Annotated in this window: 22 protein-coding genes; 7 read left to right on the forward strand and 15 right to left on the reverse strand. The window is 74.5% G+C overall.

The genetic code is table 11. The features are described 5' to 3' along the window. The first annotated feature begins 267 nt into the window (after positions 1 to 267). A complete protein-coding gene (locus BMX65_RS19930; RefSeq protein ID WP_075001699.1) occupies positions 268 to 1,056 on the forward strand; it encodes an enoyl-CoA hydratase/isomerase family protein in 789 nt (262 codons plus the stop codon). Between the two features lie 58 nt (positions 1,057 to 1,114). On the opposite strand, the gene BMX65_RS19935 is transcribed toward BMX65_RS19930, so the two are convergent. Together BMX65_RS19935 and BMX65_RS19940 are read right to left on the reverse strand one after the other, a co-directional pair. Further along, positions 1,115 to 1,747: a DNA-3-methyladenine glycosylase I gene (locus tag BMX65_RS19935; protein ID WP_075001700.1), complete on the reverse strand. Its 633-nt coding sequence runs from the start codon at positions 1,745 to 1,747 to the stop codon at positions 1,115 to 1,117. Continuing rightward, positions 1,744 to 2,217, reverse strand: coding sequence for a DivIVA domain-containing protein (locus BMX65_RS19940; protein WP_075001701.1), 474 nt, complete (start codon positions 2,215 to 2,217; stop codon positions 1,744 to 1,746). The genes BMX65_RS19935 and BMX65_RS19940 overlap by 4 nt, the downstream gene beginning before the upstream one ends. A gap of 149 nt (positions 2,218 to 2,366) precedes the next feature. On the opposite strand from BMX65_RS19940, the gene folP reads away from it, so the two are divergent. Then, complete coding sequence (folP, locus tag BMX65_RS19945) at positions 2,367 to 3,248, forward strand: dihydropteroate synthase (RefSeq protein WP_075001702.1); 882 nt, start codon at positions 2,367 to 2,369, stop codon at positions 3,246 to 3,248. Here the strand turns inward: folP and BMX65_RS19950 are convergent. Both BMX65_RS19950 and dapE read right to left on the reverse strand, forming a co-directional pair. After that, complete coding sequence (locus tag BMX65_RS19950) at positions 3,245 to 4,033, reverse strand: LOG family protein (RefSeq protein ID WP_075001703.1); 789 nt, start codon at positions 4,031 to 4,033, stop codon at positions 3,245 to 3,247. The two genes, folP and BMX65_RS19950, sit on opposite strands and share 4 nt — an antisense overlap. 136 nt (positions 4,034 to 4,169) lie before the next feature. Next, on the reverse strand, positions 4,170 to 5,249 hold the full coding sequence (gene dapE / locus BMX65_RS19955; protein WP_075001704.1) for a succinyl-diaminopimelate desuccinylase: 1,080 nt from the start codon (positions 5,247 to 5,249) through the stop codon (positions 4,170 to 4,172). Between the two features lie 173 nt (positions 5,250 to 5,422). Here dapE and BMX65_RS19960 point away from each other — a divergent pair, with 173 nt between their 5' ends. Both BMX65_RS19960 and BMX65_RS19965 read left to right on the forward strand, forming a co-directional pair. Continuing rightward, positions 5,423 to 6,499: a VldE C-terminal domain-containing protein gene (locus BMX65_RS19960; protein ID WP_075001705.1), complete on the forward strand. Its 1,077-nt coding sequence runs from the start codon at positions 5,423 to 5,425 to the stop codon at positions 6,497 to 6,499. 309 nt (positions 6,500 to 6,808) lie between these two features. Then, on the forward strand, positions 6,809 to 7,216 hold the full coding sequence (locus BMX65_RS19965) for an ATP-binding protein (RefSeq protein WP_075001706.1): 408 nt from the start codon (positions 6,809 to 6,811) through the stop codon (positions 7,214 to 7,216). A 311-nt stretch (positions 7,217 to 7,527) separates the two neighbouring features. Here BMX65_RS19965 and dapC read toward each other — a convergent pair whose 3' ends face one another. Further along, positions 7,528 to 8,625 carry a succinyldiaminopimelate transaminase gene (gene dapC / locus BMX65_RS19970; protein ID WP_075001707.1) on the reverse strand — a complete coding sequence of 366 codons (1,098 nt, stop codon included), beginning with the start codon at positions 8,623 to 8,625 and terminating at the stop codon, positions 7,528 to 7,530. Between the two features lie 241 nt (positions 8,626 to 8,866). Next, complete coding sequence (gene fdxA / locus BMX65_RS19975) at positions 8,867 to 9,193, reverse strand: ferredoxin (RefSeq protein ID WP_019354435.1); 327 nt, start codon at positions 9,191 to 9,193, stop codon at positions 8,867 to 8,869. 150 nt (positions 9,194 to 9,343) lie between these two features. Here fdxA and BMX65_RS19980 point away from each other — a divergent pair, with 150 nt between their 5' ends. Next, positions 9,344 to 10,342 carry a GNAT family N-acetyltransferase gene (locus BMX65_RS19980; RefSeq protein WP_075001708.1) on the forward strand — a complete coding sequence of 333 codons (999 nt, stop codon included), beginning with the start codon at positions 9,344 to 9,346 and terminating at the stop codon, positions 10,340 to 10,342. Position 10,343: 1 nt separating this feature from the next. Then, the gene (locus BMX65_RS19985; RefSeq protein WP_075001709.1) at positions 10,344 to 11,360 is read left to right on the forward strand and encodes a transglutaminase-like and tetratricopeptide repeat-containing protein; all 1,017 of its coding nucleotides are present in this window, start codon (positions 10,344 to 10,346) and stop codon (positions 11,358 to 11,360) included. 144 nt (positions 11,361 to 11,504) lie between these two features. Here the strand turns inward: BMX65_RS19985 and BMX65_RS19990 are convergent, their stop codons facing one another. The 8 genes from BMX65_RS19990 to BMX65_RS20025 form a co-directional block, all read right to left on the reverse strand. Next, positions 11,505 to 12,077, reverse strand: a complete 573-nt coding sequence (locus BMX65_RS19990) for a response regulator transcription factor (RefSeq protein WP_239502144.1) — start codon at positions 12,075 to 12,077, stop codon at positions 11,505 to 11,507. Between the two features lie 37 nt (positions 12,078 to 12,114). Beyond that, positions 12,115 to 13,266, reverse strand: a complete 1,152-nt coding sequence (locus BMX65_RS19995) for a sensor histidine kinase (protein ID WP_075001832.1) — start codon at positions 13,264 to 13,266, stop codon at positions 12,115 to 12,117. Positions 13,267 to 13,282: 16 nt separating this feature from the next. Beyond that, positions 13,283 to 14,020, reverse strand: a complete 738-nt coding sequence (locus BMX65_RS20000) for an ABC transporter permease (protein WP_075001711.1) — start codon at positions 14,018 to 14,020, stop codon at positions 13,283 to 13,285. Then, positions 14,017 to 14,988: an ABC transporter ATP-binding protein gene (locus BMX65_RS20005; protein ID WP_075001712.1), complete on the reverse strand. Its 972-nt coding sequence runs from the start codon at positions 14,986 to 14,988 to the stop codon at positions 14,017 to 14,019. Before BMX65_RS20005 ends, BMX65_RS20000 begins: the two co-directional genes overlap by 4 nt. Before the next feature lie 260 nt (positions 14,989 to 15,248). Beyond that, on the reverse strand, positions 15,249 to 17,609 hold the full coding sequence (locus BMX65_RS33980) for a peptidoglycan binding domain-containing protein (RefSeq protein WP_075001713.1): 2,361 nt from the start codon (positions 17,607 to 17,609) through the stop codon (positions 15,249 to 15,251). 128 nt (positions 17,610 to 17,737) lie between these two features. Next, complete coding sequence (locus BMX65_RS20015; protein WP_075001714.1) at positions 17,738 to 18,145, reverse strand: DUF6113 family protein; 408 nt, start codon at positions 18,143 to 18,145, stop codon at positions 17,738 to 17,740. Then, entirely contained in the window at positions 18,142 to 19,104 is a 963-nt protein-coding gene (mshB, locus tag BMX65_RS20020) for an N-acetyl-1-D-myo-inositol-2-amino-2-deoxy-alpha-D-glucopyranoside deacetylase (RefSeq protein ID WP_075001715.1), read from the reverse strand. The genes BMX65_RS20015 and mshB overlap by 4 nt, the downstream gene beginning before the upstream one ends. A 159-nt stretch (positions 19,105 to 19,263) precedes the next feature. Continuing rightward, positions 19,264 to 19,458: a hypothetical protein gene (locus BMX65_RS20025; RefSeq protein WP_019354445.1), complete on the reverse strand. Its 195-nt coding sequence runs from the start codon at positions 19,456 to 19,458 to the stop codon at positions 19,264 to 19,266. 280 nt (positions 19,459 to 19,738) lie between these two features. Between BMX65_RS20025 and BMX65_RS20030 the strand changes: the two genes are divergently transcribed. Beyond that, positions 19,739 to 21,922: a S9 family peptidase gene (locus BMX65_RS20030; RefSeq protein WP_075001716.1), complete on the forward strand. Its 2,184-nt coding sequence runs from the start codon at positions 19,739 to 19,741 to the stop codon at positions 21,920 to 21,922. A 117-nt stretch (positions 21,923 to 22,039) separates the two neighbouring features. Here BMX65_RS20030 and BMX65_RS20035 read toward each other — a convergent pair whose 3' ends face one another. After that, positions 22,040 to 23,167, reverse strand: a complete 1,128-nt coding sequence (locus BMX65_RS20035; RefSeq protein ID WP_075001717.1) for an ABC transporter ATP-binding protein — start codon at positions 23,165 to 23,167, stop codon at positions 22,040 to 22,042. Positions 23,168 to 23,178 lie beyond the last annotated feature (11 nt).

Here is a 23,178-nt window from a genome sequence, read left to right on the forward strand (position 1 = left end):
CGTAAGCGGGCACAGTTTCACCGGCATCGAACACATTGCTTCTTCGCCATTATCCCGCATGGCAGGACCCGATGACCAACATCGGTCGACATCTCTTCTTCCTCGACCACACACAAACCCACCCAATGCGGCGGCCGCCCCGCGGCACTGCCCGGAATTCCCCTCCGTCACCGGCGTCCCTCGGTTTGACGCAGGTCACATCCGCGGGGGCGGTGGAGCGTGCGCGGTGCCCTGTCAGCGCCCGATGATCCGCGTCATGCTGAGTGCATGTCCGACACCGTGCGCTACGAAGTGACCGAGGGGCTCGCGAAGGTCGTGCTCGACCGCCCCGACGCGATGAACGCCCTCGACAACGAGACCAAGGCCGCCCTGCGCGACACCCTGCAGCGGGCAGCCGCCGACGACGGGGTTCGCGCGGTGCTGCTCACCGGCAGCGGCCGCGCCTTCTGTGTGGGCCAAGACCTCAAGGAGCACACCGGCTCCCTCGAACAGAGCGGCGGAAGCGCCCTGAACACCGTCGAGGAGCACTACAACCCGATCACGCTGGCCCTCGCCGGGATGCCGAAGCCGGTGGTGGCGGGCGTCAACGGGGTGGCCGCCGGGGCCGGCGCGGGCTTCGCCCTCGCCTGCGACTACCGGATCCTGGCGGACACCGCGGCGTTCAACACCTCCTTCGCGGGGGTGGCGCTGACCGCGGACTCCGGCGTCTCCTGGACGCTGCCGCGCCTGGTGGGCCCGGGCCGGGCCGCTGACCTGCTGCTCTTCCCGCGCAGCGTCAAGGCCGACGAGGCGCTGGAGCTGGGCCTGGCCAACCGGGTGGTGCCCGCCGCCGAGCTCGCCGCGGAGGCAGAGGCCGTCGCCCGGCAGCTCGCCCAGGGGCCCACCGCCGCCTACGCCGCGCTCAAGGAGTCCCTGGCCTACGGCGCCTCCCACTCCCTGGCCGAGACGCTCGCCAAGGAGTCCGAACTCCAGCTACGACTGGGCGGCTCCGCCGACCACCGGATCGCCGTGCAGGCGTTCGTGCACAAACAGCAGCCCCGCTTCACCGGGCGCTGACGGCGGCCCTGCGGCTGCCGTCAGCCGGCTGCCGCACCCGGCGCGCGCTGCGCGGGCGTCAGCCGGCGGCGGAGCCGCGGCACCAGCAGTCCGCCAGGTGGTCGTCGACCAGTCCGCACGCCTGCATCAGCGCGTAGACGGTGGTGGGGCCCACGAAGCGGAAGCCGCGCCGCTTGAGCTCCTTGGCCAGGGCCGTGGACTCGGGGGTGCTGCCGGGCACCTCCGCCGTCGTGCGGGGCGCGGGCCTGGCGGCCGGGTCGGGGGCGTAGGACCACACCAGCCGGTCCAGCTCACCCGGCTCCCAGCCGGCCGCGACCCGCGCGTTGCCGAGGGCCGCGCCGATCTTGGCCCGGTTGCGCACGATGCCGCTGTCGGCGAGCAGCCGCCGCTCGTCGTCCTCGGTGAACCGCGCGACGGCGGCGATACGGAAGCCCGCGAACGCGGCGCGGAACGCCTCACGCTTGCGCAGGATCGTCAGCCACGAGAGGCCGGACTGGAAGCCCTCCAGGCACAGCCGCTCGTAGAGCGCGTCGTCGCCGTGCACCGGACGGCCCCACTCGGTGTCGTGGTAGGCGGCGTAATCCTCCGCGGTCGTGCCCCAGGGGCAGCGGGCGCGGCCGTCGGGGCCGGGCACCGCGGCGCCGGCCGGGGGTTCGGGAGCGGCGGCAGCGGCGTCGGGTCCGGCGGTCATCGCCCCTCCTCCTCCGGGTACGCGCGGGACCCGCTCGGGGGACCCTCCTGCTCTCCCTCTCCCCGCACCTCCGGGCCAGGGGCCTGCGCCGCGTCGGGCACCCGGCCCGGCTCCGGGCGCCCCTCCTCGGCGCGGCCCATCGCGACGGCCTGGGCACCGGCCAGCGCCGACTCCAGTTCGGCGATCCGCGCGTCGCGCTCCGCCAGCTCGGCCCCGAGCCGGTCCAGGACGTCGTCGACCTGCTCCATCCGGTACCCGCGCACTCCGACGGCCAGCCGCAGCCCCGCCACGTCCCCGTGGGTGACCGGGCGCTCGGCCGGCAGCGGTTCGTCCAGCAGGTCGGCCGGCGCGTCGGCGAGCCCGCCCACCGCGCCGCGGGCCTCCTCGCCGGGCCGGGCGCCGCTGCCGACAACGGCGAGCGTGACCGCGGCGACGACCACGACCAGCGAGAGCAGCAGGAACACGAACACGGATGGACTCCCCGAGTGGTTGCCGGTTGCGGGCAGACCCTGATCGTGCCATGGCCCGGTGACAGCTATGGTCGGCGGCGGAGACCGGTGCACGGGCCACGCGGGTGCGGGCAGCAGGCGGGGCACCGTCGAGAGGAAGAGGATGGCTGATGCTGCGCCTGGGCACGCGCGAGTTCGGTGAACACGAGCCGGTGATCATGGCGATCGTGAACCGGACGCCGGATTCCTTCTACGACCGCGGCGCCACCTTCCGGGACGAGCCCGCGCTCGACCGGGTCGAGCAGGCGGTCGCCGAGGGCGCCGCCGTCATCGACATAGGAGGGGTGAAGGCCGGGCCCGGGGACGAGGTCACGGCCGAGGAGGAGGCCCGGCGCACGGTGGGCTTCGTCGCGGAGGTGCGGCGGCGCTGGCCGGACGTGGTGATCAGCGTCGACACCTGGCGGCACGAGGTGGGCGAGGCCGTGTGCGAGGCCGGGGCCGATCTGCTCAACGACGCCTGGGGCGGGGTCGATCCCCGGCTGGCCGAGGTGGCGGCGCGGTACGGCGCGGGCCTGGTGTGCACCCACGCGGGCGGTGCCCGCCCGCGGACCCGCCCGCACCGGATCGCCTACGAGCCCGGCCCCGAGGGCGGCAGCGGTGTCGTGGACGACATCCTGCGGGTGACGCTCGGGCTGGCCGAGCGCGCTGCGGAGCTGGGGGTGCGCCGGGACGGGATCCTCATCGACCCGGGGCACGACTTCGGCAAGTCCACCCGGCACTCGCTGGAGGCGACCCGGGAGCTGGGCCGGATGACCGGGACCGGCTGGCCGGTGCTGGTCTCGCTGTCCAACAAGGACTTCGTGGGCGAGACCCTGGACCGCCCCGTCAAGGAGCGGCTGACCGGCACCCTGGCCACCACCGCCGTCTCCGCCTGGCTGGGCGCCCGGGTCTACCGGGTGCACGAGGTGGCCGAGACCAAGCAGGTCCTCGACATGGTGTCCGCGATCGCGGGCCACCGTCCGCCCGCGGTGGCCCGCCGGGGGCTGGCCTAGCGGCGTTCGGGCGCCCCGGGGCGCTGGGCGGCCGGGACCTGGCCGCCGACCTCCTTGGTGACCAGCGCGACCGCCTCGTCGATGTCGTCGGTGACGTGGAAGAGCTCCAGGTCCCGCTCGGACGCCTTGCCGCCGCTGACGACGGAGTGGCGCAGCCAGTCGGCGAGCCCCTGCCAGTACTCCGTGCCGAAGAGCACGATCGGGAAGCGGGTGACCTTCCCGGTCTGCACCAGGGTCAGCGCCTCGAACAGTTCGTCCAGCGTGCCCAGCCCGCCGGGCAGCACGACGAACCCGCTCGCGTACTTCACGAACATCGTCTTGCGGACGAAGAAGTAGCGGAAGTTCACGCCGATGTCGACGTACTTGTTCATGCCCTGTTCGAAGGGGAGCTCGATACCGAGCCCGACCGAGGTGCCGTTCGCCTCCAGCGCGCCCTTGTTGGCCGCCTCCATCGCCCCGGGGCCGCCGCCGGTGATGACGGCGAACCCGGCCTCGGCCAGGGCCCGGCCGATCCGCACGCCCTGGTCGTACTCGGGCGCCTCCGCCGGGGTGCGTGCGGAGCCGAAGACGCTGATGGCGGGGCCCAGCTCGGCCAGCGCGCCGAAGCCCTCGACGAACTCGGACTGGATGCGCATCACCCGCCAGGGGTCCTGGTGGATGAAGTCGGAGGGACCCGCGGTGTCCAGCAGGCGCTGGTCGGTGGTCCCCGACTGCACCTGGTCGCGGCGGCGCACGACAGGTCCCAACCGCTGTTCCTTGGGCCCTCCGCCGGTCTCGTCGGTCATCTGCGGCACTCCTTCCGCCTGCGATCTTTCCGCTTCAGGGTATGCGGACCCCGGCGGGTGCCGTCGGGAATCGGGGCGGCCGGCAGCCGTCGATCGGCTTACCGGCAGGTGGCCCGGGGGCACCTGCGGACCCGGCTCAGGCCGTCAGCCAGCGCCGCAGCCGCTCCTCGCAGCGGGTGACGAGCGCGGTCTCGACCCGCTCGTCCCGCTTGTGGGCGAGGTTGGGATCCCCGGGACCGTAGTTGACGGCGGGCACCCCCAGCGCGCTGAACCGGGAGACGTCCGTCCAGCCGTACTTGGGCCGCGGCTCGCCGCCGACCGCGGCGAGGAAGGCGCGGGCCGCCGGGTGCGCGAGGCCGGGCAGCGCTCCGGGGGAGCTGTCGTCCACCTCGAACTCCTCGACCCCGCATCCGGCGAACACCTCGCGCACGTGGTCCAGCGCGTCCTGTTCGCCGCGGTCGGGCGCATAGCGGAAGTTGACCGTGACGGTGCACAGGTCCGGGATGACGTTGCCCGCGACGCCGCCCTCGACGCCGACCGCGTTCAGGCCCTCCCGGTACTCGAGCCCGTCGATCACCGGCCACCGCGGCTGGTATCCGGCCAGCCGCTCCAGCACCGGCCCGGCCGCGTGGATCGCGTTGGCACCCATCCAGCCGCGCGCCGAGTGCGCCCGCGTGCCGCGCAGGTGCAGCCGCACCCGCAGGGTGCCCTGGCAGCCGCCCTCGACCTGGCCCTCGGAGGGTTCGAGCAGCACGGCGAAGTCGCCGGCCAGCCACTCGGGGCGGGCCTCGGCGACCTTGCCGAGGCCGTTGAGGTGGGCGGCGACCTCCTCGTTGTCGTAGAAGACGAACGTCAGATCGCGGTTGGGTTCGGGGACCGTGGCGGCGATCCGCAGTTGCACGGCGACCCCCGCCTTCATGTCGCTGGTTCCGCAACCCCACAGCAGTCCGTCCTCGTCGAGCCGGGAGGGCAGGTTCCCGGCGATCGGCACGGTGTCGAGATGGCCCGCGAGGACGATCCGCTCGGCCCGGCCCAGACGGGTGCGGGCCACCACGTTGTTGCCGTACCGGTCGACGTCCAGGTGGGGCAGCGCGCGCAGCGCCTCCTCGACGGCGTCGGCGAGCGCCGCCTCGTCCCCGCTCTCGGAGGGGAGGTCCACCAGTTGCGCGGTGAGCCGGGCGGCGTCCTGCTGCAGGTCGAGTGCGCTGTGAGGCATGGCCACAGCCTACGGCGGGCGGCCCGCGCGGTCCGGCGCGCCCCGGGGCTCGGGCGCTGTCGCACCCAGCGGCTACCTTGGTGCGCGTGCGCCTCTCACGACCGGCCCGCTCGCCCCACGGGCCCGAGCGTCCGCCCCGGACCGAGGGCCGCGGCAGGCCCTTCAGGATCGCCGTGGCCTGCGCCGTGCTGCTCGCCGTCGCCGCGTATGTCGCGGTGCGCGGGCTGTCGGGCCAGGACGGCGCGCTGTGCACCGTCCGCGCGGACGGTGCGGACGGCAAGGCCGCGACCGCCGCGGACGGCTCCGGCACCCCGCACGACTACGAACTCACCCCCGTGCAGGCGCAGAACGCGGCGACCATCGCCGCGGTCGCCGCGCGCCGCGGGCTGCCCGAGCGGGCGGTGACCATAGCCCTGGCCACCGCCATGCAGGAGTCCCAGCTCCGCAACATCGCCCACGGGGACCGGGATTCGGTCGGCCTCTTCCAGCAGCGCCCCTCGCAGGGCTGGGGGACGTTCGAGCAGATCCAGGACCCGGTCTACTCGGCGAGCCGGTTCTACGACCATCTCGCCGAGGTGCCCGGCTACTCCCGGCTCCCGCTGACCGTCGCAGCCCAGCGCGTGCAGCGCAGCGGCTATCCGCAGGCGTACGCCAAGCACGAGACCGACGCGACGCTGCTGACCGGTGCGCTCACCGGCCGCCGGCCCGCCACGCTGAGCTGCACGACAGGCGGCCGGGACCCCGGCGAGCCGGGCGATCCCGCGCAGGTGCGCAAGCACCTGGTGCGGGAGTTCGGCCGGGACGTGCTGGCCGACGGCACCAGTACGCTCGCGGCTCCGGCACGGCGGACGGCCGGGTACCCGAAGGCGCGCTCGGCGGCGCGGCCCGAGGCCGCGCCCGTCGTCCCGGTGCCCGCGCGCGGCCGCCGCCAGGGCTGGGAGCTGGCCCACTGGGCGGTCGCGAACGCGGAGCGGCTGCACATCGAGCGGATCTCCTACGGCGGCTTCCGGTGGTCGGCGGAGCGCTCCGCGGACGGCTGGCGCAGGACGGACGACGGCGCGGCGAAGGACGGCAGCGGGCCCGGGGACAGCGGCACCGCCGAGGACGGCGGCGCGGCGAAGGACGACAGCACGGCCGAGGACGGCAGGGCGAAGGACGACGACGCGGCGAAGGACGGCGGCGCCGAGGACGGCGGCGCCGGGGGTGCGGCGGGCGGCACGGTGGAGCTCCGGCTGGCCACCGGTCACTAGTCCATCCATTCACCCGGTGGGGCGAACCCGGTCCACCGGGGTGGACGTTTCTTCCCTCGCTCGACGGTCGCCGCCAGGAGTGAACCCGCTCGGCCGGTCGTGCCTGGCCGCGGCCGGTTCGGCTCCTCGGGTACAGGTCAATCGGCTGCGAGGAATGCCCAGTTTGAGGGCTCACGCGGCAAACCTGGATTGCCAATCCTTTACCCGGCTTCCCCGCAACCTCCGTGCCGTCCGGGGCGATAGGCACTGCGTCCGACCGGGGGATCCCGGCTGACAGACCAAGAACCCCTTCTCCGTCAAAGGAGCACCATGTCCAACCCCCTCACGCGCCGGATCGCCCGCACCGCGCTGCTGACGGCGGCCGGCGCCGCCACCGTCGTCGGCGCCGCCGGAGCCGCGAGCGCCGTGGAACTGCCCGCGAGCCCGGTGGGCGGGGTCAGCAACCTGGACGGCGAGGGCCTCGGCAACACGCTGGACAGGACGGCCCAGGACACCACCGCCGTCGCCGGGGAGACCGGCGGCAGCGCCGTCAAGAAGGCCGTGCCGACCGCCGGCAAGGCCGTGGGCAAGGCCGGCCGGACCGCGGCACCCGCCGCGCAGAACCTCGCCGGGAACGCCGCGGGCGAGGCCGGCGGCCTGCTGGGCGACACCGCGTCCTCCGCCGCGGACACCGGCCTGCCGTCCGTCGGCAACCTCGGTGGCCTTCCCCTCGGTTGAGGGCTCCCCGGTCACCGCTGCGGGGCGCCCCCACTGTCCGGCCCCGCCTCCCCGGAGGCACGCTCCCCGGCCGGACAGCGCTCGGGTACTCCGTCCCTGAGCGCCCGCAGCCGGTGACCCGATCGGGCCGCCCGGACCGCACGGTCCGGGCGGCCCTTCGCCGTGCGCGCTCCGCGGTCGGCCGGGTCCGCGGCCCGGCGCCCGTCGGCTGCACCGGCCCGGCGCCAACCCGCGGTCTCGGCCGAGGTCCGGCCGAGGTCCGGCCGAGGTCCGGCCGAGGTCCGCGCGGGCGGCCCGGCGCCCGTGGGCCGCTACGCGGACAGCCTGCGCACCGCGGCGGCGATCCGCTCGTCCGTGGCTGTGAGCGCGACCCGGACGTACCGCTCCCCCGCGGGTCCGTAGAACTCGCCGGGTGCCACCAGCACGCCCCGCCCGGCCAGGTCGGCGACGGTGTCCCAGCAGGACTCGTCCCGGGTCGCCCACAGGTACAGCGACGCCTCGCTGTGCTCGATCCGGAAGCCCGCGGCCTCCAGCGCGCCGCGCAGCGCGGTGCGCCGCGCCCGGTACCGCTCCCGCTGCTCGGCCACGTGGGTGTCGTCGGCGAGCGCCGCGACCGTCGCGGCCTGCACCGGCGCGGGCGTCATCATCCCGCCGTGCTTGCGGATCTGCAGCAGCTCGCCCAGCACCCCGCTGTCCCCCGCGAGGAACGCCGCCCGGTATCCGGCGAGGTTGGAGCGCTTGGAGAGCGAGTGGACGGCCACCAGGCCCGCGGTGGAGCCGCCGCACACGTCCGGGTGCAGCACGGAGACCGGGTCGGCCTCCCAGCCGAGCTCCAGGTAGCACTCGTCGCTGAGGACGAGCACACCGTGCTCGCGCGCCCAGTCGACGACGGCGCGGAGCCGCTCGGTGGGCAGCACCTGACCGGTGGGGTTGGAGGGCGAGTTGAGCCACAGCAGCGCGAGCCCGGCCGGGTCCAGCTCCAGCGGGTCGTCGTAGGCGACGTACTCGGCCCCGGCGAGCCGGGCGCCGACCTCGTAGGTGGGGTAGGCGAGCCGGGGGAAGGCCACCCGGTCGCCCGGGCCGAGGCCGAGCTGGGTCGGCAGCCAGGCCACCAGTTCCTTGGAGCCGACGACGGGCAGCACGTGGTGCTCCGTGATGCCGCGCGCGCCCAGTCGGCGCTCGCACCATCCGGTGAGCGCGTCCCGCAGCTCCCGGGTCCCCCACACCGTGGGGTAGCCGGGGCTGTCGGCCGCGTCGGCGAGCGCCTGCCGCACCTGCGCGGGGACCGGGTCGACGGGGGTTCCGACCGACAGGTCGACGAGGCCGTCGGGGTGCCCGGCGGCGGTGGTCTTGTACGGCTCGAGCCGGTCCCAGGGGAAGGTGGGGAGGCGGTCGGAGACGGAGGGCATGGTGCTCACTTTCTTCGGCTGTCCCGGCGGCCGGCGCGGGCCGCGCGGTCCACCGCGCGCCCGGACGGGCAGCCGGGCGGGCGGTGCGGGAGAGGTGCGCCGCAGGAGAGGTGCGCTGCGGGAGGGCGGTGGTACGGCGCGGAAAACACCGCAGTCCCGTACGGCAGGACGCTGGGACCGCCGTACGGGACTGTTGCGGGAACCGCACGGGGCGGCTCACTGCTCGGGTGTCACCCGTGGGTCACTCGTCGTGCTCCTGCGGCGGGAGCGCGGAGATGAGCGGGTGGTCCTTCTCGATCAGACCGAGCTTGCTGGCGCCGCCGGGCGAGCCGAGGTCGTCGAAGAACTCGACGTTGGCCTTGTAGTAGTCCTTCCACTCCTCGGGGGTGTCATCCTCGTAGAAGATGGCCTCGACCGGGCAGACGGGCTCGCAGGCACCGCAGTCGACGCACTCGTCCGGGTGGATGTACAAGGACCGCTGGCCCTCGTAGATGCAGTCGACCGGGCACTCCTCGATGCAAGCCTTGTCCTTCAGGTCGACACAAGGCTCCGCGATGACGTAAGTCACGCTGTCGTTCCTCCTCGTTAGGGCTGGCGGGCCGGTGTCCGGCTCCGCCGCGGGCGCGCGGGAGCGCTCTTTCGCTTCGGACGGCGGCGATGCCCACACCTAGTATCTCCGTTCCCGGACACAACACGAACAGGAGGGGCGGTTAGGACTGTGGAATTCACCACGGGCGGACGCTTGGAGGTCCGCATCACCCCTTCCGACGTGGGCAGACGTGTCTCGGTGCGGTCGCGGACGACTGCCGGGGAGCGGCATGGGCGGTTCACGGACACGCTCGGCATTCTCACATCGTGGACCAGGGGCGTGCTCACAGTAACCCGACGGGATGGTGAGCAGGTCGAGATCGAGGAGACGTCGATGGTGGCTGGGAAGACCGTGCCGGCCACACCCGCGCGCCGCCGGGGACTGCCCTCCGCCGACGCGGCCGAACTCGTCGCGGTGGCCGCCCGGGGCTGGCCGCCCGCCGAGTCGCAGGCGCTCGGCGGCTGGACCCTGCGCGCTGCCGGCGGCTTCACCGCCCGCGCGAACTCCGTACTCCCGCAGGGCGACCCCGGATTGCCGCTGCCCCAGGCGCTGGCGCGGGTCACCGGCTGGTACGCCGAGCGGGGCCTGCCCGCGCGGATGCAGATCTGCGTGGCGGAGGACGCCATGCTCGACGCGCGGCTGCGGGAGCGCGGCTGGACGACCGAGCGGCACGGGCTGATACAGGTGGGCGCGCTCGCCCCGCTGGCCGACCGGGAGCCCGATGGGCGGGTGCTGCTGCACCGCACACCGGACGACCGGTGGGCCTCGCTCTACAACAGGGCGGGCGGCGCGGGACTGTCGGATGCGGCGCGGCAGGTGCTGGCGGGCGGCCCTTCGGTGTGGTTCGCGACCGTGACGGATCCGGACGGCGCGGCCGTGGCGATCGGACGGTGCGCGGTGGACGGCCGGTGGGCCGGGTTCGCCGCCATAGAGGTCGCCCCGGAGTGGCGCCGGCAGGGGCTGGCGCGAGCGGTCACGGGCGAACTGGCCAGAACCGCGCTGGCCGAGGGCGCCTCGGCCGCCTACCTCCAGGTGGAGCGGGACAACACGGCGGCCCGCGCGCTCTACGGGGCGCTCGGGTTCGCCGACCACCACGCGTACCACTACCTGCGCGCTCCGCAGGACTGACATGGGCGGCGGAGACGGTACGGGCGAGGAGCGGACGGGCGCGGCGCGGCGGCGGTTCGCCGAGGCGGCCCGCGAGGAGCGGCCCGATCTGGCACTGCTGTGCCTGCTGATCGGCGCCGAGGCGGCGACCCGCGGCAGCCTGCGGGGCGGGCGGGACACCGGGAACGGCAACGACGGCAACGACAACAGCGACGACAGCGACGACAGCGACAACAGGGACGGCGGAGACGGCCGAGCGGTGAGAGGTGCGGCCCGCGGCGCGGCGCCGGACCCGGTGGACGAGGAGGCCGCCGTGGACCGGCTGGTGGACGAGGGCCAGGCGGAACTCGACCGGCTGGCGGGGCTGTTGCCGTTCGGGCGGGGACGCACGCCCGCGGAGTGGGCGGCGGCGCTGGAGCGGACGCTGGGCGGGGAGCTGGGGTTCGGCGGCTCGGCGCCGGACTACCGGAGGCTGGAGTCCTCGCTGCTGACCGAGGTGCTGCGCCGACGGCGGGGGCTGCCCATCCTGCTGTCGGTGGTCTGGACGGAGGTGGCCCGGCGCGCGGGCGCCCCGGTCTACGGGGTGGCGCTGCCGGGACACTTCGTCGTCGGCTTCGGCGACCCGGCGGGGGCGCATGTGCTGGCCGATCCGTTCGGCGGCGGTACCCAGCTCGGCGAGGACGAGCTGGCCGTCATGGTCGCCGGGGCCACCGGGGGGACGCCGCTGTCGGCCGCCTCGCTGCGGCCCGCCGGACCGCTGGAGACGGTGCTGCGGATCCTCAACAACATCCGGGCCTGGGCGGCGCCCCGGCCCGAGCGGTCCGGGGTACGGCTGTGGGCGGTCGAGCTGTCGCTGCTGCTGCCGCACCATCCGGGCAGGCTCCGGTTCGAGCGGGCGCAACTGCTGGTGGAACGGGGCCATTTCCTGCGCGGCGCGCGGGAGATGGAGGAGTACGCGGATGTCGTCGCGACGATGGAGCCGAACGCCGCGGAGAACGTCCGCAGAGCCGCCAGGGCGGCCCGGGCCCGGCTGAACTGAGCCGGGCCGCATCCTCTCCCGGCCCCGCCGCGGCGGGGCCGGGAGCCGGGCGGCGTCCCGTGCGGTGCCGGGCCGGGAGCCGAGCCGATGCCGGAGCTGAGCCGGACCGGCACGGTGCCGGTCCGGCCGGGGAAGCCGCGGGGCCTAGAGCCAGCCCTTGTCCCGGGCGATCCGCACGGCCTCGGCGCGGTTGCGGGCCCCGGTCTTCTGGATCGCGGTCGACAGGTAGTTGCGGACCGTGCCGTGCGAGAGGTGCAGCGCCCCGGCGATCTCGGCGTTGCCCGCACCCTCGCGGGCCGCGGCGAGCACGTCGCGCTCCCGGTCGGTGAGCGGGCTGGCGCCCTCGGCGAGCGCGGCGGCGGCCAGCCCCGGGTCGATGACCCGCTCGCCGGCCCGCACCCGGCGTACCGCGTCCGCGAGGTGGGCCGCCGGTGCGTCCTTGACCAGGAAGGCGTCGGCGCCCGATTCCATGGCCCGGCGCAGATAGCCGGGGCGGCCGAAGGTGGTGAGGATGACGACCTTCAGCGCCGGGTGCCGGGCGCGCAGCCCCTCCAGTGCGTCGAGTCCGGTCAGTCCGGGCATCTCGATGTCCAGCAGTGCCACGTCCGGCTGGTGCACGGCGACCGCGTCCAGTACCTCGTCGCCTCTGCCGACCTGGACGGCGATCTCGATGTCCGGTTCCAGCCCCAGCAGCGCGGCGAGGGCTTCGCGGACCATCGCCTGGTCCTCGGCGAGCAGCAGTCTGATCACTGCCTCAGGGTACTGACGGCACCGAAGCGCACAGCGTGAAGCCCCCGCTCAGGCCCGCCGAGGTGGACAGCGAGCCGTCGGCCAGGGCCAGTCGTTCCCGCAGTCCGCTCAGTCCGTTGCCCTCGGCCGCGCCCGAGGGGCCCTTGCCGTCGTCGGCGACGGTGAGCCGCAGCGGCCCTCCGCCCGCGTCCGGCATCTGGAAGCTCACCGTGCAGCGGGCCGCACCGCTGTGCCGTACGACGTTGGTGACCGCTTCCCGCAGCGCCCACGCCAGGGCGCCCTCCTGGTCGGGCGCCAGCGGCACGGACGGCGGCCGGGGCGGCAGCTCCGCCTCGACCCCGGCGGTGTCCAGCGCGGTACGGGCACCGGCCAGCTCGACGGCCAGGGTGGGGCGGCGGTATCCGCCGATCGCCTCCCGGACGTCGACCAGGGCCTGCCTGCTGACCTGTTCGATGTCGGCGACCTGCGCGGCCGCCTCCTCCGGTCGCGCGGGCAGCATCCGTCCGGCCAGTTCGCTCTTGAGCGTGATGAGGGAGAGCGAGTGGCCCAGCAGGTCGTGCAGATCGCGGGCGAGCCGCAACCGCTCCTCGTTGGCGGCGAGCTCCGCCACCACCGCGCGGGCCTCCCGCAGCTCCCGCAGCGTGAGGACGGTCTTCCGCGCCGACATCAGGGCCAGCCCGGCCAGCACGCAGGGGATGACGAACGACGTCCAGCCGCCCCACAGCGGCCGCGCCCCGAAGTCGGTGCCGACCAGCGCCAGCGCCGCCACGCACGCCGCCACCGCCGGTACCGCCCGCCGCCAGGGCAGCGCGGCCCCGGCCGCCACGGCGACATAGACGAACAGCACCAGCCAGGGCTCGCCCGCGGTGAGCGCGAGCACCAGGGCCAGGGCGAACAGGACGGCGAGGAGCGCGTACACGGTCCGCGGCGGGAGCGGCGTCCTGGTGTGCCGGTAGACGAGCGCGACGTAGGCCGCGAGGAAGGCGGCCAGCCCGGCGGCCGCTCCGGCGACGGCGGGGCCGCCGTGCCCGCCCGTCCACAGGTCGCGTACCGCTCCGCTGAGGAACACCAGCCAGACGGCGACCATCAGCGCCCGGTTCCGTTGCTGCCGGCGGGTCTCGGTGCCGCCGGTCCCGGCGGGGGCGCGGCGTGTCATCTCGTGCACCGGAGCATCATGCCGTGCGGGTGTCCTTGCGGTAGAGCCAGGCGGCCGCTCCGGCGAAGAGGAGGAGGTAGCACAGCAGCAGCGCCGCGTCGCCCGGGTGCGGGGCCTCGCCGACCTCCACCGCCCGGCCCAGTCCGGTGTAGGCGTAGGTGGGCAGCCACTCCCCGATGTCCTGGGCCCATCCGGGGAGGGTGGACAGGGGCAGCCACAGCCCGCCCATGAAGGCCAGCCCGAAGTAGCAGAGCATGGTGATCGGCCGCACGGCGTCCCCCGTCGCCAGGTAGCCGAGGGCCACGCCCAGCGCCGCGAAGACGAAGCTGCCCGCCCACGAGCACAGCGCGACAGCGGCCCACTGCCACGCCTGCAGCCGGACGCCCATGACGAGGGCGCCGGTGAGCAGGACCAGCAGGATGGACGGCAGGCTCACGGTGGCGGCCGAGGCGATCTTGGCGGTGACGTAGCCGCGGCCGGGCAGCGCCGTCAGCCGCAACTGCCGCACCCAGCCGGCCTCGCGTTCCTTGGCGATGCGTTCGCTGTTGCCCATCAGCACGGCCGTCATGGCGCCGAACGCGGCCATGGCGACCATGTAGTAGAGCTTCATGTCGACGCGGAGTCCCGGCATGTTCCCCGGGACGTCCCGGCCCGCGATGATCACGTAGAGCACCGGCGGGTAGATCACCGAGAAGAACATGAACTTCTTGTTGCGCAGTGAGCGCGTGATCTCCAGCTTGACGAGAGTCTTCACTGTGCTGCCGCCTTCCGGCCGTGGTTCTGCGAGGGGGAGACGCGGGCCGCTTCCGCGCGGGAGGTGAGGGTGACGAACGCCTCCTCCAGTCCGAGGCCGGTCACCTCCAGGCCGTGCGGATAGACCCCCAGCGTGTAGAGCGCGTGCACGGTGGCGTCCGCGTCGGTCGAACGCAGCCGGACGGCGGCCCCGGCAAGCTGCAGTTCAGCGACCCCCGGGAGGGCACGCAACTGCGCCTCCAGCACTCCGTCGGGCACCATCTCCAGCGTGAAGCCGACCCGGCGCACGCCCGCCATCGCCTTGATCTCGGCCGCGCTGCCGTCGGCGAGCAGCCGTCCCCGGTGCAGCACCAGCACCCGGTCGGCCACCTCGTCGGCCTCCTCCAGGTAGTGCGTGGCGAACAGCACCGTGCGGCCCCCGGCGGCCTGGTCCCGCATGGCGGACCAGAAGGAGCGGCGCGCGGTGACGTCCATGCCCGTGGTGGGCTCGTCCAGCACGATCAGATCGCTGTCCCCGGCGATCGCCAGTGCGAACCGCACGCGCTGCTCCTGGCCGCCGGAGAGCTTGCCCACCATCCGGTCGGCCAGCTCGGTGATGCCGGCGTCCAGCAGCACCCGCTCGACCGGGTGTCCGCGCGGGTGCAGGTCGCAGGCGAGTGCCACGAGTTCTCTGACCCGTACGCCGTCCATCAGGCCGCCGGACTGCAGCATCGCGCCCACCCGGCCGTCGGTGACCGCCTGCCGCGGCGTCTTCCCGAACAACCGCACCCGGCCGCCCGGGTCCGGGGCGCGAAGCCCCAGGAGCAGATCGAGGGTGGTGGACTTGCCGGCTCCGTTCGGGCCGAGGAGGGCGACGGTCTCACCGGGGTGCAGGGCCACCTCCAGCCCGTCCAGGGCCCGGACCGAACCGTAGGTCTTGCCTGCGGAGAGGAACTCCACGGCCGGTGCCGTGGCGTGCGTCGATGTCATGCCCCCAGGTTCGCCCGGCCCGGGGTGCCGGTGGCAGTGCCGACGGTCGTGACCTGCGGCTGACAGATGTCATGCCCGCACGATGACTCCGATGCCCGGAAGCGGCACCGGCCCCGCGCGGCCCCGCACGGCCCGGGTGCGCCCGGTACGGCACGAGGGGTGCCCCGCCGCTGCGGGGCACCCCTCGTGAACGTCCGTGCGCCACCCGGGCGCTGCCGTGCGGAACGGGCCGCACGGCCGCACGGCCGGCCGGAGACGGCTCAGCGGGACCGGGATCCGGGGACCGTGGCGTAGCGCCGCCCCGGCTCCGGCGGCGCCTTCTTGCGCAGGGCCTCCACCATGGCGACGGCCGCGTGCTTCGGGGTCATCCGCACCGTTCCGGCGCCGCCGTCGATCACGACGTCGTCGAACGCCGACCCGTAGGTCTTCTTGAGCTGCGCCGGGTCGATGGTCGGCTGGAGCTTGCCGCTGCCACCCGCCCGCATCGTGAGGAACGTGCCCATGGTCTCCTGGCTGAACGGCACCTCGACGTCGCCCGCCTTGAGCCACACCCAGCCGGACATCGCGGTGCGACCGAAGCCCTTCACGGCCTTGTTCAACTCGGCCTCGGTGACCTTGGGCCTGCGCACCGTGCCGGGGAGCGCCACCGGCGCGTTCTTGCCGGAGACGGCACGCTCCCGGAACGCCTTCTCCAGCGCGGCCGGGGCCTTGTCGACGTCGATGACCTTGTGCGGGCTGCCCTTGACGGCCACTGCCTTGCCGCCGCTGAACTTGACCATGCCCTCGGACGGGGACTTCGCCTCCGCCTCGGCCACGACGGGCTTGAGCGCGGCCCGCACCTTGGCCTCGTCCACCGTGATGGCCGGGTCCGCCTGGCGGGTACCGCCCATGAGGGAGCCGATGACGGAGACCGGGTTGTAGTCGCGCCCGGCCGCGGAGCGCACGGTGGCCTCCGTGTCCAGGGCGACCCCGGCGACACCGGGCTTCAGCTCGGTGCGGCCGCCGCTCGTCTCGATCTTGAACGGTTCCTTCGTGCGGTCGCCCAGTTCGGCGTCCAGCTTGTTGACCGCCTCGTGCTTGCTCAGCCCGCCGATCTCCACGCCGAGCACGGTGGTGCCCTTGGGCACGTCCGCGTGGTCGAGCAGCAGCCCGGTGCCGTAGGCGACCCCGAGGACGCCGACGACGGCCGCGCCCGCCAGCACCAGCTTGGAACGGCCGCCCTTCTTGGCCGGTTCGCCGGTTGCTCCGCCGCTCTGCGGCCGCGTTCGGGCGGGCGCGTCGTCCGGCCCGGGGAAGCCGGTGCCGGAGGCCGGGACCGCGCCGTCGGGTTCGCCGCCGCCTGCCCGGGGGATGCCGCTGACCATGGTGTCGCTCGACAGCCTCGCCTCTGCGCCGAGCGCCCCGGGAGCAGCCGCTCCCGGACCCGGCGCACCGGTGCGTTCCGCTTCGGCGTCGCCGGGGAACCGGGGCGTGCCCGCGGGGGGTGTGCCTCCGGGACCGTCGGCGCGGCCCGCGGGACCGCGGCCGAACGCGTCCGGTGCGGAGCCGCCCTGCCCGGGTCCGCCGGGCACGCCGGGGCCTGCGGGCTGTCCCGCACCGAAACCGGGCCCGCCGTCCGCACCCTGGCCCGCACCCGGCGCGGCCAACGGGCCGGGCCCCGGGCCGGGAGCGCCGCGGGTGGGCGGTACGGGCATGTCACCGCTGGCCGGACCGGTGGTGGGGCCGGCGGGCCACCCCAGCGGGTCCGCACCGAGGTGCGGCACGCCGTCGGGAGGCGTGTCCGCCGGACCGGCTCCGCCGGGGAACGACGGTCCCGCACCGGGCGTTCCGGGAATCCCGTGCGAACCGGTCGGCTCGGGAATCCCGTGCGAACCCGTCGACTCCGGAATCCCATGCGAACCCGTCAGCTCCGGAATCCCATGCGAACCCGTCAGCTCCGGAATCCCATGCGAACCCGTCGACTCGGGGATCCCGTGCGAACCCGTCGACTCGGGGTCCGGGCCGGTGCCGGGGAAGGGCGACTCGCCCCGGTCCGTGCCACCGGCGCCGCCGGGCACGCCGGCACCCGGCCCGCCGCCGGTCGCCGGGGCGGACGGTGCGGCGCTGCCCCTGGGGGACTTGCGGGGCGCGAACCAGTCGCTGGTCTCCTGGGTGAACTGCTCCTCGGCGCCGGACGCGGCCTCGGCACGGCTCCCGGGGCCACCGGGGGCCGCAGGGCTCCCCGGCGGCGAACCCTCCGGCGCGGGCGGCGGGGCGGCGGCTGCGGAGCCGCCGCCGGTCGCGCGCTGGCCCGCGCCGAGGTCCGGGGTGCCCTTCGCGTCCCGCCCGCCGACGGCGGGGTCCGCTCTCCCGGAGGTGTCGTCCGCGTTCTCGTCCGTCACCGGGGTCCGCATCACCACGGGCGGAATGGGCCGCGAACCGGGGATGTTGATGCGGATGCGGGTGGTGAGCGTCGTCTCGGTCCGGGGCTCGTCCGGCTTGGACGCGGCCGAAGGTTCGGCACCCCGGTCGTCCCGGTCCGCGCCGGAGTCCGAGGTGCCGTACGGCTCGGTCCCCGAGGGGTACGACGAACCGCCGCGCCCCTTGGGCCCGGAGGACGAACTGTCAGTTTCACGACTCAAAGCAGGTACTCCCGGATGGATTCGCCGTCTTCCTGTCGGCCTGAAGGCGGCTCGCCGGCGCGCACCACTGTACTTGGGGCACGGGGCACCGGCCCCGCGACCACCTGATCGCCCCGATGACGGCCCTCTCAGCGGTTCTTGTCGAGCGATACCGGTGGCGCGGGAAGCGCGATGGTGGTACACGCCACAGCCACCAGCAGGCCGCCGAGCAGAAAGACATAACTGCTGATTCCGGCGCCGTACAGGAAATCACCCTCGGCGCGGGAGATCATTGCCATGGGAATCGCCGCGACCGCCCACCCGGCCGCCGGAGCCGCGGCTCCGGCCTTCGTGCGGCACAGTGTGGCACCGCCCCAGAAGAGCCCCGCCGCCGCGGCCAGCGCGAGCAGCAGCCCCAGCGGGAACCAGCCGCCCTGGACGAGGGCGCCGGCCACTCCGGTCAGCAGGCCGAGGAGCACCAGTACCGCGTAGACCGCGATCCGGGCCCCGTCCGCCCGCGGGTACGCACTCCGCCCGCCGAGCCCGCCCGTGCTCACGCGCGCACCTCGGCGAACAGGTCGTCCGCACCGGCCGGGGCCGCGTCGCCGCGGTGGGCGCGCTGGAAGAACTCCGTCCCGGTCAGCGGCTGGGCCAGGCCGTTGGAGAGGGCGAAGAAGGCACCGCGGGAGGTGCGGCGCACCGACACCTGGGTCTCGTGTGCCGCCATCGCCGCCGCCTTCGCCTCGGTGTACGTTCCGGCGTCCACGGTGACATCCACCTCGGCGGCGCTCTCCACCACCCCCGGTACGTCGTCCGGCTGCGCGAAGCCCGTTCTGCCGTGGAAGCCGGGGAAGGGGAAGACCTCACCGTCCGCGTCGGCCGCGTGCAGCGACGCGAAACCGTCCTCCAGGACCGGCCGGGGCACCACGTTCCAGTACACGCGCTGCACCTGGTGCGGTGCGCCGCCCGCGCGCCCGGCCTCCTTCGCCGCGAGTTCGACCGCGCGCATGGCGACGCGGTGGGCCTTGATGTGGTCCGGGTGGCCATAGCCCCCGTCGGGCCCGTAGGTGACGAGCACCTGGGGGCGCACCTCGCGCAGCACGGCCGCGAGCAGCCGTGCTGCCTCGTCCAGGTCGGCCTGCCAGAAGCAGCCGGGGCGGTCGTTGGTGGCCGCTCCCATCATCCCGGAGTCCCGGTAGCGCCCCGGCCCGCCGAGGAAGCGGTGGTCGGTGACGCCCAACGCGCGCATGGCGGCGCCGAGTTCTCCGATGCGGTGCGGGCCGAGGGTGTCGTCCTGGTCCGGCGCCAGGTGGGCCAGTCCGTCCGGCACGACCTCGCCCTCCTCGCCCAGGGTGCAGGTGACGAGGGTGACGTGGGCGCCCTCCGCCGCGTACTTGGCCATGGTGGCGCCCGTGGTGATCGACTCGTCGTCGGGGTGCGCGTGCACCAGCAGCAGCCGGCGCTCGGAGGCGGCCGGAGAGCCGGGGGCCGCCCCCGGGGGAAACGCAGCGGTCATGCCCCGAGCCTACGACGGGCACCGCACCCGGAGCGGGTGCGGGCACCGTCCCGGCCCGGCGGCGTCACACCACCGGCACCGCAGGGGCCGTCCAGGGCGCGTCACGGCCCCGGAGGGGCTCCCGCGGAGCAGGCGGCCGGGGTGCCGCGGAGAGTCCGGTCAGAATTTCAGCTCCCCGATCATGCCGGCGACATTGGAGGTCAGATCGTTGATGGTGGGCGCCATCGAGGAACTTGCCAGATAGAAGCCCAACAGCACGCAGATCACCGCGTGTCCGGCTTTGAGCCCGGATTTCCTGACGAGCAGGATGACGATGATCGCCAGCAGCACCACCGCCGAAATCGAGAGTGCCACGGCGGTTCACCTCCAAGTCGCACGGTCGGTTCGGGGGATCTCGGTACGGGTCGCACGGACACGGCAGCACGCCTCCGGCATGGAGGAGCCACCGGCTTCATACCCAGCCCTCACCATGCGCAACGGATCATAATTATCCGGGTGACCGCACGGCTCGGTGCACAGGTGCAGACGAGGGGCGCATATTCAGTTCCAGCCAACTGCGCACCGCTGGGGGAGCGTTCCGGACGACACCCCGGAACGGACCGCGGCGCGGCGCGCGCGCAGTACGGTCGGCCGCATGGCTACGACTTTCCCGCGGCAGCACGCCCGTACCCACAGATTCACACTCGGGGCTCCGAGGTCTTTCACTGTCGCCCCGGACGGCTCACGAGTCGTCTTCCTGCGCTCCCGTAACGGCTCCGACCTGGCTCACCTGCTCTGGGTGCGGGATGTGGCGAGCGGCGCGGAGCGGATCGCGGCCGACCCCGAGGCACTGCTCGGCGGCGTCGCCGAGGAGCTGTCCGCAGAGGAGCGGGCGCGGCGCGAGCGGAGCCGCGAGGGCACCGCGGGCGTCGTGGGATATGCCACCGACACCTCTGTGAACAGCGCGGCTTTCGCTCTTTCGGGTCGGCTCTTCGTCGCCGACCTGCACTCCGGGCAGGCGCGGGAGCTGCCGGTTCCGGCGCCGGTGGTCGACCCGCGCCCCTCCCCCGACGGCCGGCACGTGGCCTATGCCACCGGTGGGGCGCTGCGGGTGGTGACGGCGGCCGGAACGGACGACCGCGCGCTGGCCGAGCCCGAGGCCGACACCGTCGCCTGGGGCGTGGCCGAATTCGTCGCCGCCGAGGAGATGTCGAGGACGCGCGGCCACTGGTGGTCGCCGGACTCGGACCGGCTGCTGGCCGCACGGGTCGACGACGCGCCCGTGCACCGCTGGACCGTCGCCGACCCCGCGAACCCGCACGAGGAGCCCGCGCGGATCGCCTACCCCGCGGCCGGGACCGAGAACGCCGAGGTCAGGCTGTATCTGATCGATCTGGACGGTACCCGGTGCGAGGTCGTCTGGGACCGCGAGCGCTACCCCTACCTGGCCCGTGCGCACTGGTCGTCCGGCGGGCCGCCGCTGCTGCAGGTGCAGAGCAGGGACCAGCGCGAGGCGGCGTGTCTGAGCGTGGACACCGCGACGGGTGCGACATCCGTCACACTCATCGAGAATGATCCAATCTGGCTGGAACTCTTCGGCGGGGTCCCGGCGTGGGCGCCGGACGGCAGCCTGGTGCGGATCGCCGACGAAGCCGGTCGGCCGGACGGTGCGGCCGGCACCTCGGGCGCACGGGTGCTCATGGCGGGCGCACGGCGGCTGACCCCCGCCACGCTGCATGTCCGGGCCGTGCTCGACATCGGTGACGAGGACGTCCTCTTCTCCGCCTCCGAGGGCGACGGCGCGCCCCGGTCCCGGCCCGGCGACATCGGGGTCTACCGGGTGCCGCTGGCCGGTGGCGAGCCGGTGCGCGTCACCGACGGGGAGGAGCCCCACGTGGCGTCCGCGGTGCGCGGCGGCGGAACGCTGGTGCTCTCGACCGCGACCCTGTCCCGGCCGGGTCCCCGCGCCGTTGTGCTGCGCGAGGACGGCACGGCGCCCGTGGCCGGCCAGCCCGCCGCCGTCGCGTCGTTCGCCGAGGAGCCGGTGCTCGGCACCGCGCCGCGCCTGGTGCACGCCGGGCCGCGGCGCATCCCGGCCGCCGTCGTCCTGCCCACCGGGTACCGGGAGGCGGACGGGCCGCTGCCGGTGCTGATGGACCCCTACGGCGGGCCGCACGGGCAGCGGGTGGTGGCCGCGCACAACGCGCATCTGACGGCCCAGTGGTTCGCCGACCAGGGATTCGCGGTGGTCACGGCCGACGGCCGCGGCACCCCCGGGCACAGCCCCGGATGGGAGAAGGCCGTCTCCCGGCGGCTGGCCTCCGTCACGCTGGACGACCAGGTGGCGGCGCTGCAGGCGCTGGCCGAGGAGTATCCGCTGGACACCTCCCGGGTCGGCATCCGCGGCTGGTCCTACGGCGGATATCTCGCGGCGCTCGCGGTGCTGCGGCGGCCCGACGTCTTCCACGCCGCGGTCGCCGGTGCCCCGGTGACCGACTGGCGGCTGTACGACACGCACTACACGGAGCGGTACTGCGGCACCCCGCAGGACGACCCGGAGGTGTACGCCGAGTCGTCGCTGATCACCGACGCGGGACTGGCCGGAGTCGACCGGGACGCTCCGCACCGGCCCATGATGATCATCCATGGGCTGGCCGACGACAACGTCGTGGTCGCGCACGCGCTGCGGCTCTCCTCCGCCCTGCTGGCCGCCGGGCGTGCGCACGAGGTGCTGCCGCTGTCCGGCGTCACGCACATGGCCGGTGGCGCCGAGGTGGCGGAGAACCTGCTGCTGCTCCAGGTGGACTTCCTGAAGCGGTCGCTGGGGGCGGGCGGCTGACACCCGACGCCGCCCGGCCGCCGCGGGCGGCCCGGCCGACCGCTGCGGCCGGGCGCGGCCCGGCCGGCAGAGCCCGGCCCGGCGGAGGGTTCCGGGGCCGCCCCGGAACCCTCCGCCCTACCGGCCGGCCTCCAGTGCGGCGTCCTGCGCACCGACCGCGGTCGTCGGCTCCTCGGGGAAGTGGCAGGCGGTCAGGTGACCGCCGGTGTTCCCGGAGATCTGGACCAGCGGCGGCTCGTCCGTGGCGCACTTGTCCTGGGCCTTCCAGCAGCGGGTGCGGAAGCGGCAGCCCGAGGGCGGGTTGATCGGCGACGGCACGTCCCCCGCCAGCCGGATGCGCTCCCTGGCCTCGCCCCCCGTCATGTCCCCGTCGTCCCCGTCGTGCAGCACGGCCTCCGGCACCGCCGAGAGCAGCGCGTGCGTGTAGGGGTGGCGGGGCCGGTTGTAGATGGCCTCGCGTTCGCCCACCTCGACGATCTTGCCGAGGTACATCACCGCGACCCGCTCCGAGAAGTGCCGCACGATCGCCAGGTCGTGGGCGATGAAGACGAAGGCGATCCCCAGGTCCCGCTGGACCTGCTGGAGCAGGTTGACGACCTGCGCCTGGATGGAGACGTCCAGCGCCGAGACCGGCTCGTCGGCCACGATCAGCTTCGGCTCCAGTGCCAGGGCGCGGGCGACGCCGATCCGCTGGCGCTGGCCGCCGGAGAACTCGTGCGGGAACCGGTTGTAGTGCTCGGGGTTGAGGCCGACGGTCTCCAGCAGCTCCCGGATGCGCTTCTCCCGGCCGCCGGGCGGGTTGATGCCGTTGACCTCCATGGGGCCGCCGATGATGGCGCCCACGGTGTGCCGCGGATTCAGCGACGAGTACGGGTCCTGGAAGATCATCTGGATCTCGGAGCGGACCGGTGCCAGTTGCTTGCGCGACGCGTGGGTGATGTCCTGCCCGGCGTAGCTGAGGGAACCCGCGGTGGGCTCCAGCAGCCGGGTCAGCAGCCGTCCCGTCGTGGACTTGCCGCAGCCCGACTCGCCGACGAGTCCGAAGCTTTCCCCCGCGTGCACGGCGAGGTCGACCCCGGAGACGGCCTGGACCTCGCCCACTTTCCGCTTGAAGGGGAAGCCGCCCATGATCGGGAAGTGCTTGGCCAGGTTCTCGGCCTTCAGCAGCGGCTCGCCCGTGCGCGCGGGCCGCTGCTCCCGCGGTTCGCCCCCGCCCGGCTCGGTCAGGGTGCCGTCATCGCTCATTGGTCTGGGTC

The sequence above is a fragment of the Streptomyces qinglanensis genome, assembly GCF_900111245.1.
GTDB classification, from domain to species: domain Bacteria; phylum Actinomycetota; class Actinomycetes; order Streptomycetales; family Streptomycetaceae; genus Streptomyces; species Streptomyces qinglanensis.

Coding starts and splice junctions, on each gene's coding strand:
- BMX65_RS19930 (WP_075001699.1), top strand. CDS start 268: ATGTCCGACACCGTGCGCTACGAAGTGACCGAGGGGCTCGCGAAGGTC.
- BMX65_RS19935 (WP_075001700.1), bottom strand. CDS start 1,747: ATGACCGCCGGACCCGACGCCGCTGCCGCCGCTCCCGAACCCCCGGCC.
- folP (WP_075001702.1), top strand. CDS start 2,367: ATGCTGCGCCTGGGCACGCGCGAGTTCGGTGAACACGAGCCGGTGATC.
- BMX65_RS19950 (WP_075001703.1), bottom strand. CDS start 4,033: ATGACCGACGAGACCGGCGGAGGGCCCAAGGAACAGCGGTTGGGACCT.
- dapE (WP_075001704.1), bottom strand. CDS start 5,249: ATGCCTCACAGCGCACTCGACCTGCAGCAGGACGCCGCCCGGCTCACC.
- BMX65_RS19965 (WP_075001706.1), top strand. CDS start 6,809: ATGTCCAACCCCCTCACGCGCCGGATCGCCCGCACCGCGCTGCTGACG.
- dapC (WP_075001707.1), bottom strand. CDS start 8,625: ATGCCCTCCGTCTCCGACCGCCTCCCCACCTTCCCCTGGGACCGGCTC.
- BMX65_RS19985 (WP_075001709.1), top strand. CDS start 10,344: ATGGGCGGCGGAGACGGTACGGGCGAGGAGCGGACGGGCGCGGCGCGG.
- BMX65_RS19990 (WP_239502144.1), bottom strand. CDS start 12,077: ATGGTCCGCGAAGCCCTCGCCGCGCTGCTGGGGCTGGAACCGGACATC.
- BMX65_RS19995 (WP_075001832.1), bottom strand. CDS start 13,266: ATGACACGCCGCGCCCCCGCCGGGACCGGCGGCACCGAGACCCGCCGG.
- BMX65_RS20005 (WP_075001712.1), bottom strand. CDS start 14,988: ATGACATCGACGCACGCCACGGCACCGGCCGTGGAGTTCCTCTCCGCA.
- mshB (WP_075001715.1), bottom strand. CDS start 19,104: ATGACCGCTGCGTTTCCCCCGGGGGCGGCCCCCGGCTCTCCGGCCGCC.
- BMX65_RS20030 (WP_075001716.1), top strand. CDS start 19,739: ATGGCTACGACTTTCCCGCGGCAGCACGCCCGTACCCACAGATTCACA.
- BMX65_RS20035 (WP_075001717.1), bottom strand. CDS start 23,167: ATGAGCGATGACGGCACCCTGACCGAGCCGGGCGGGGGCGAACCGCGG.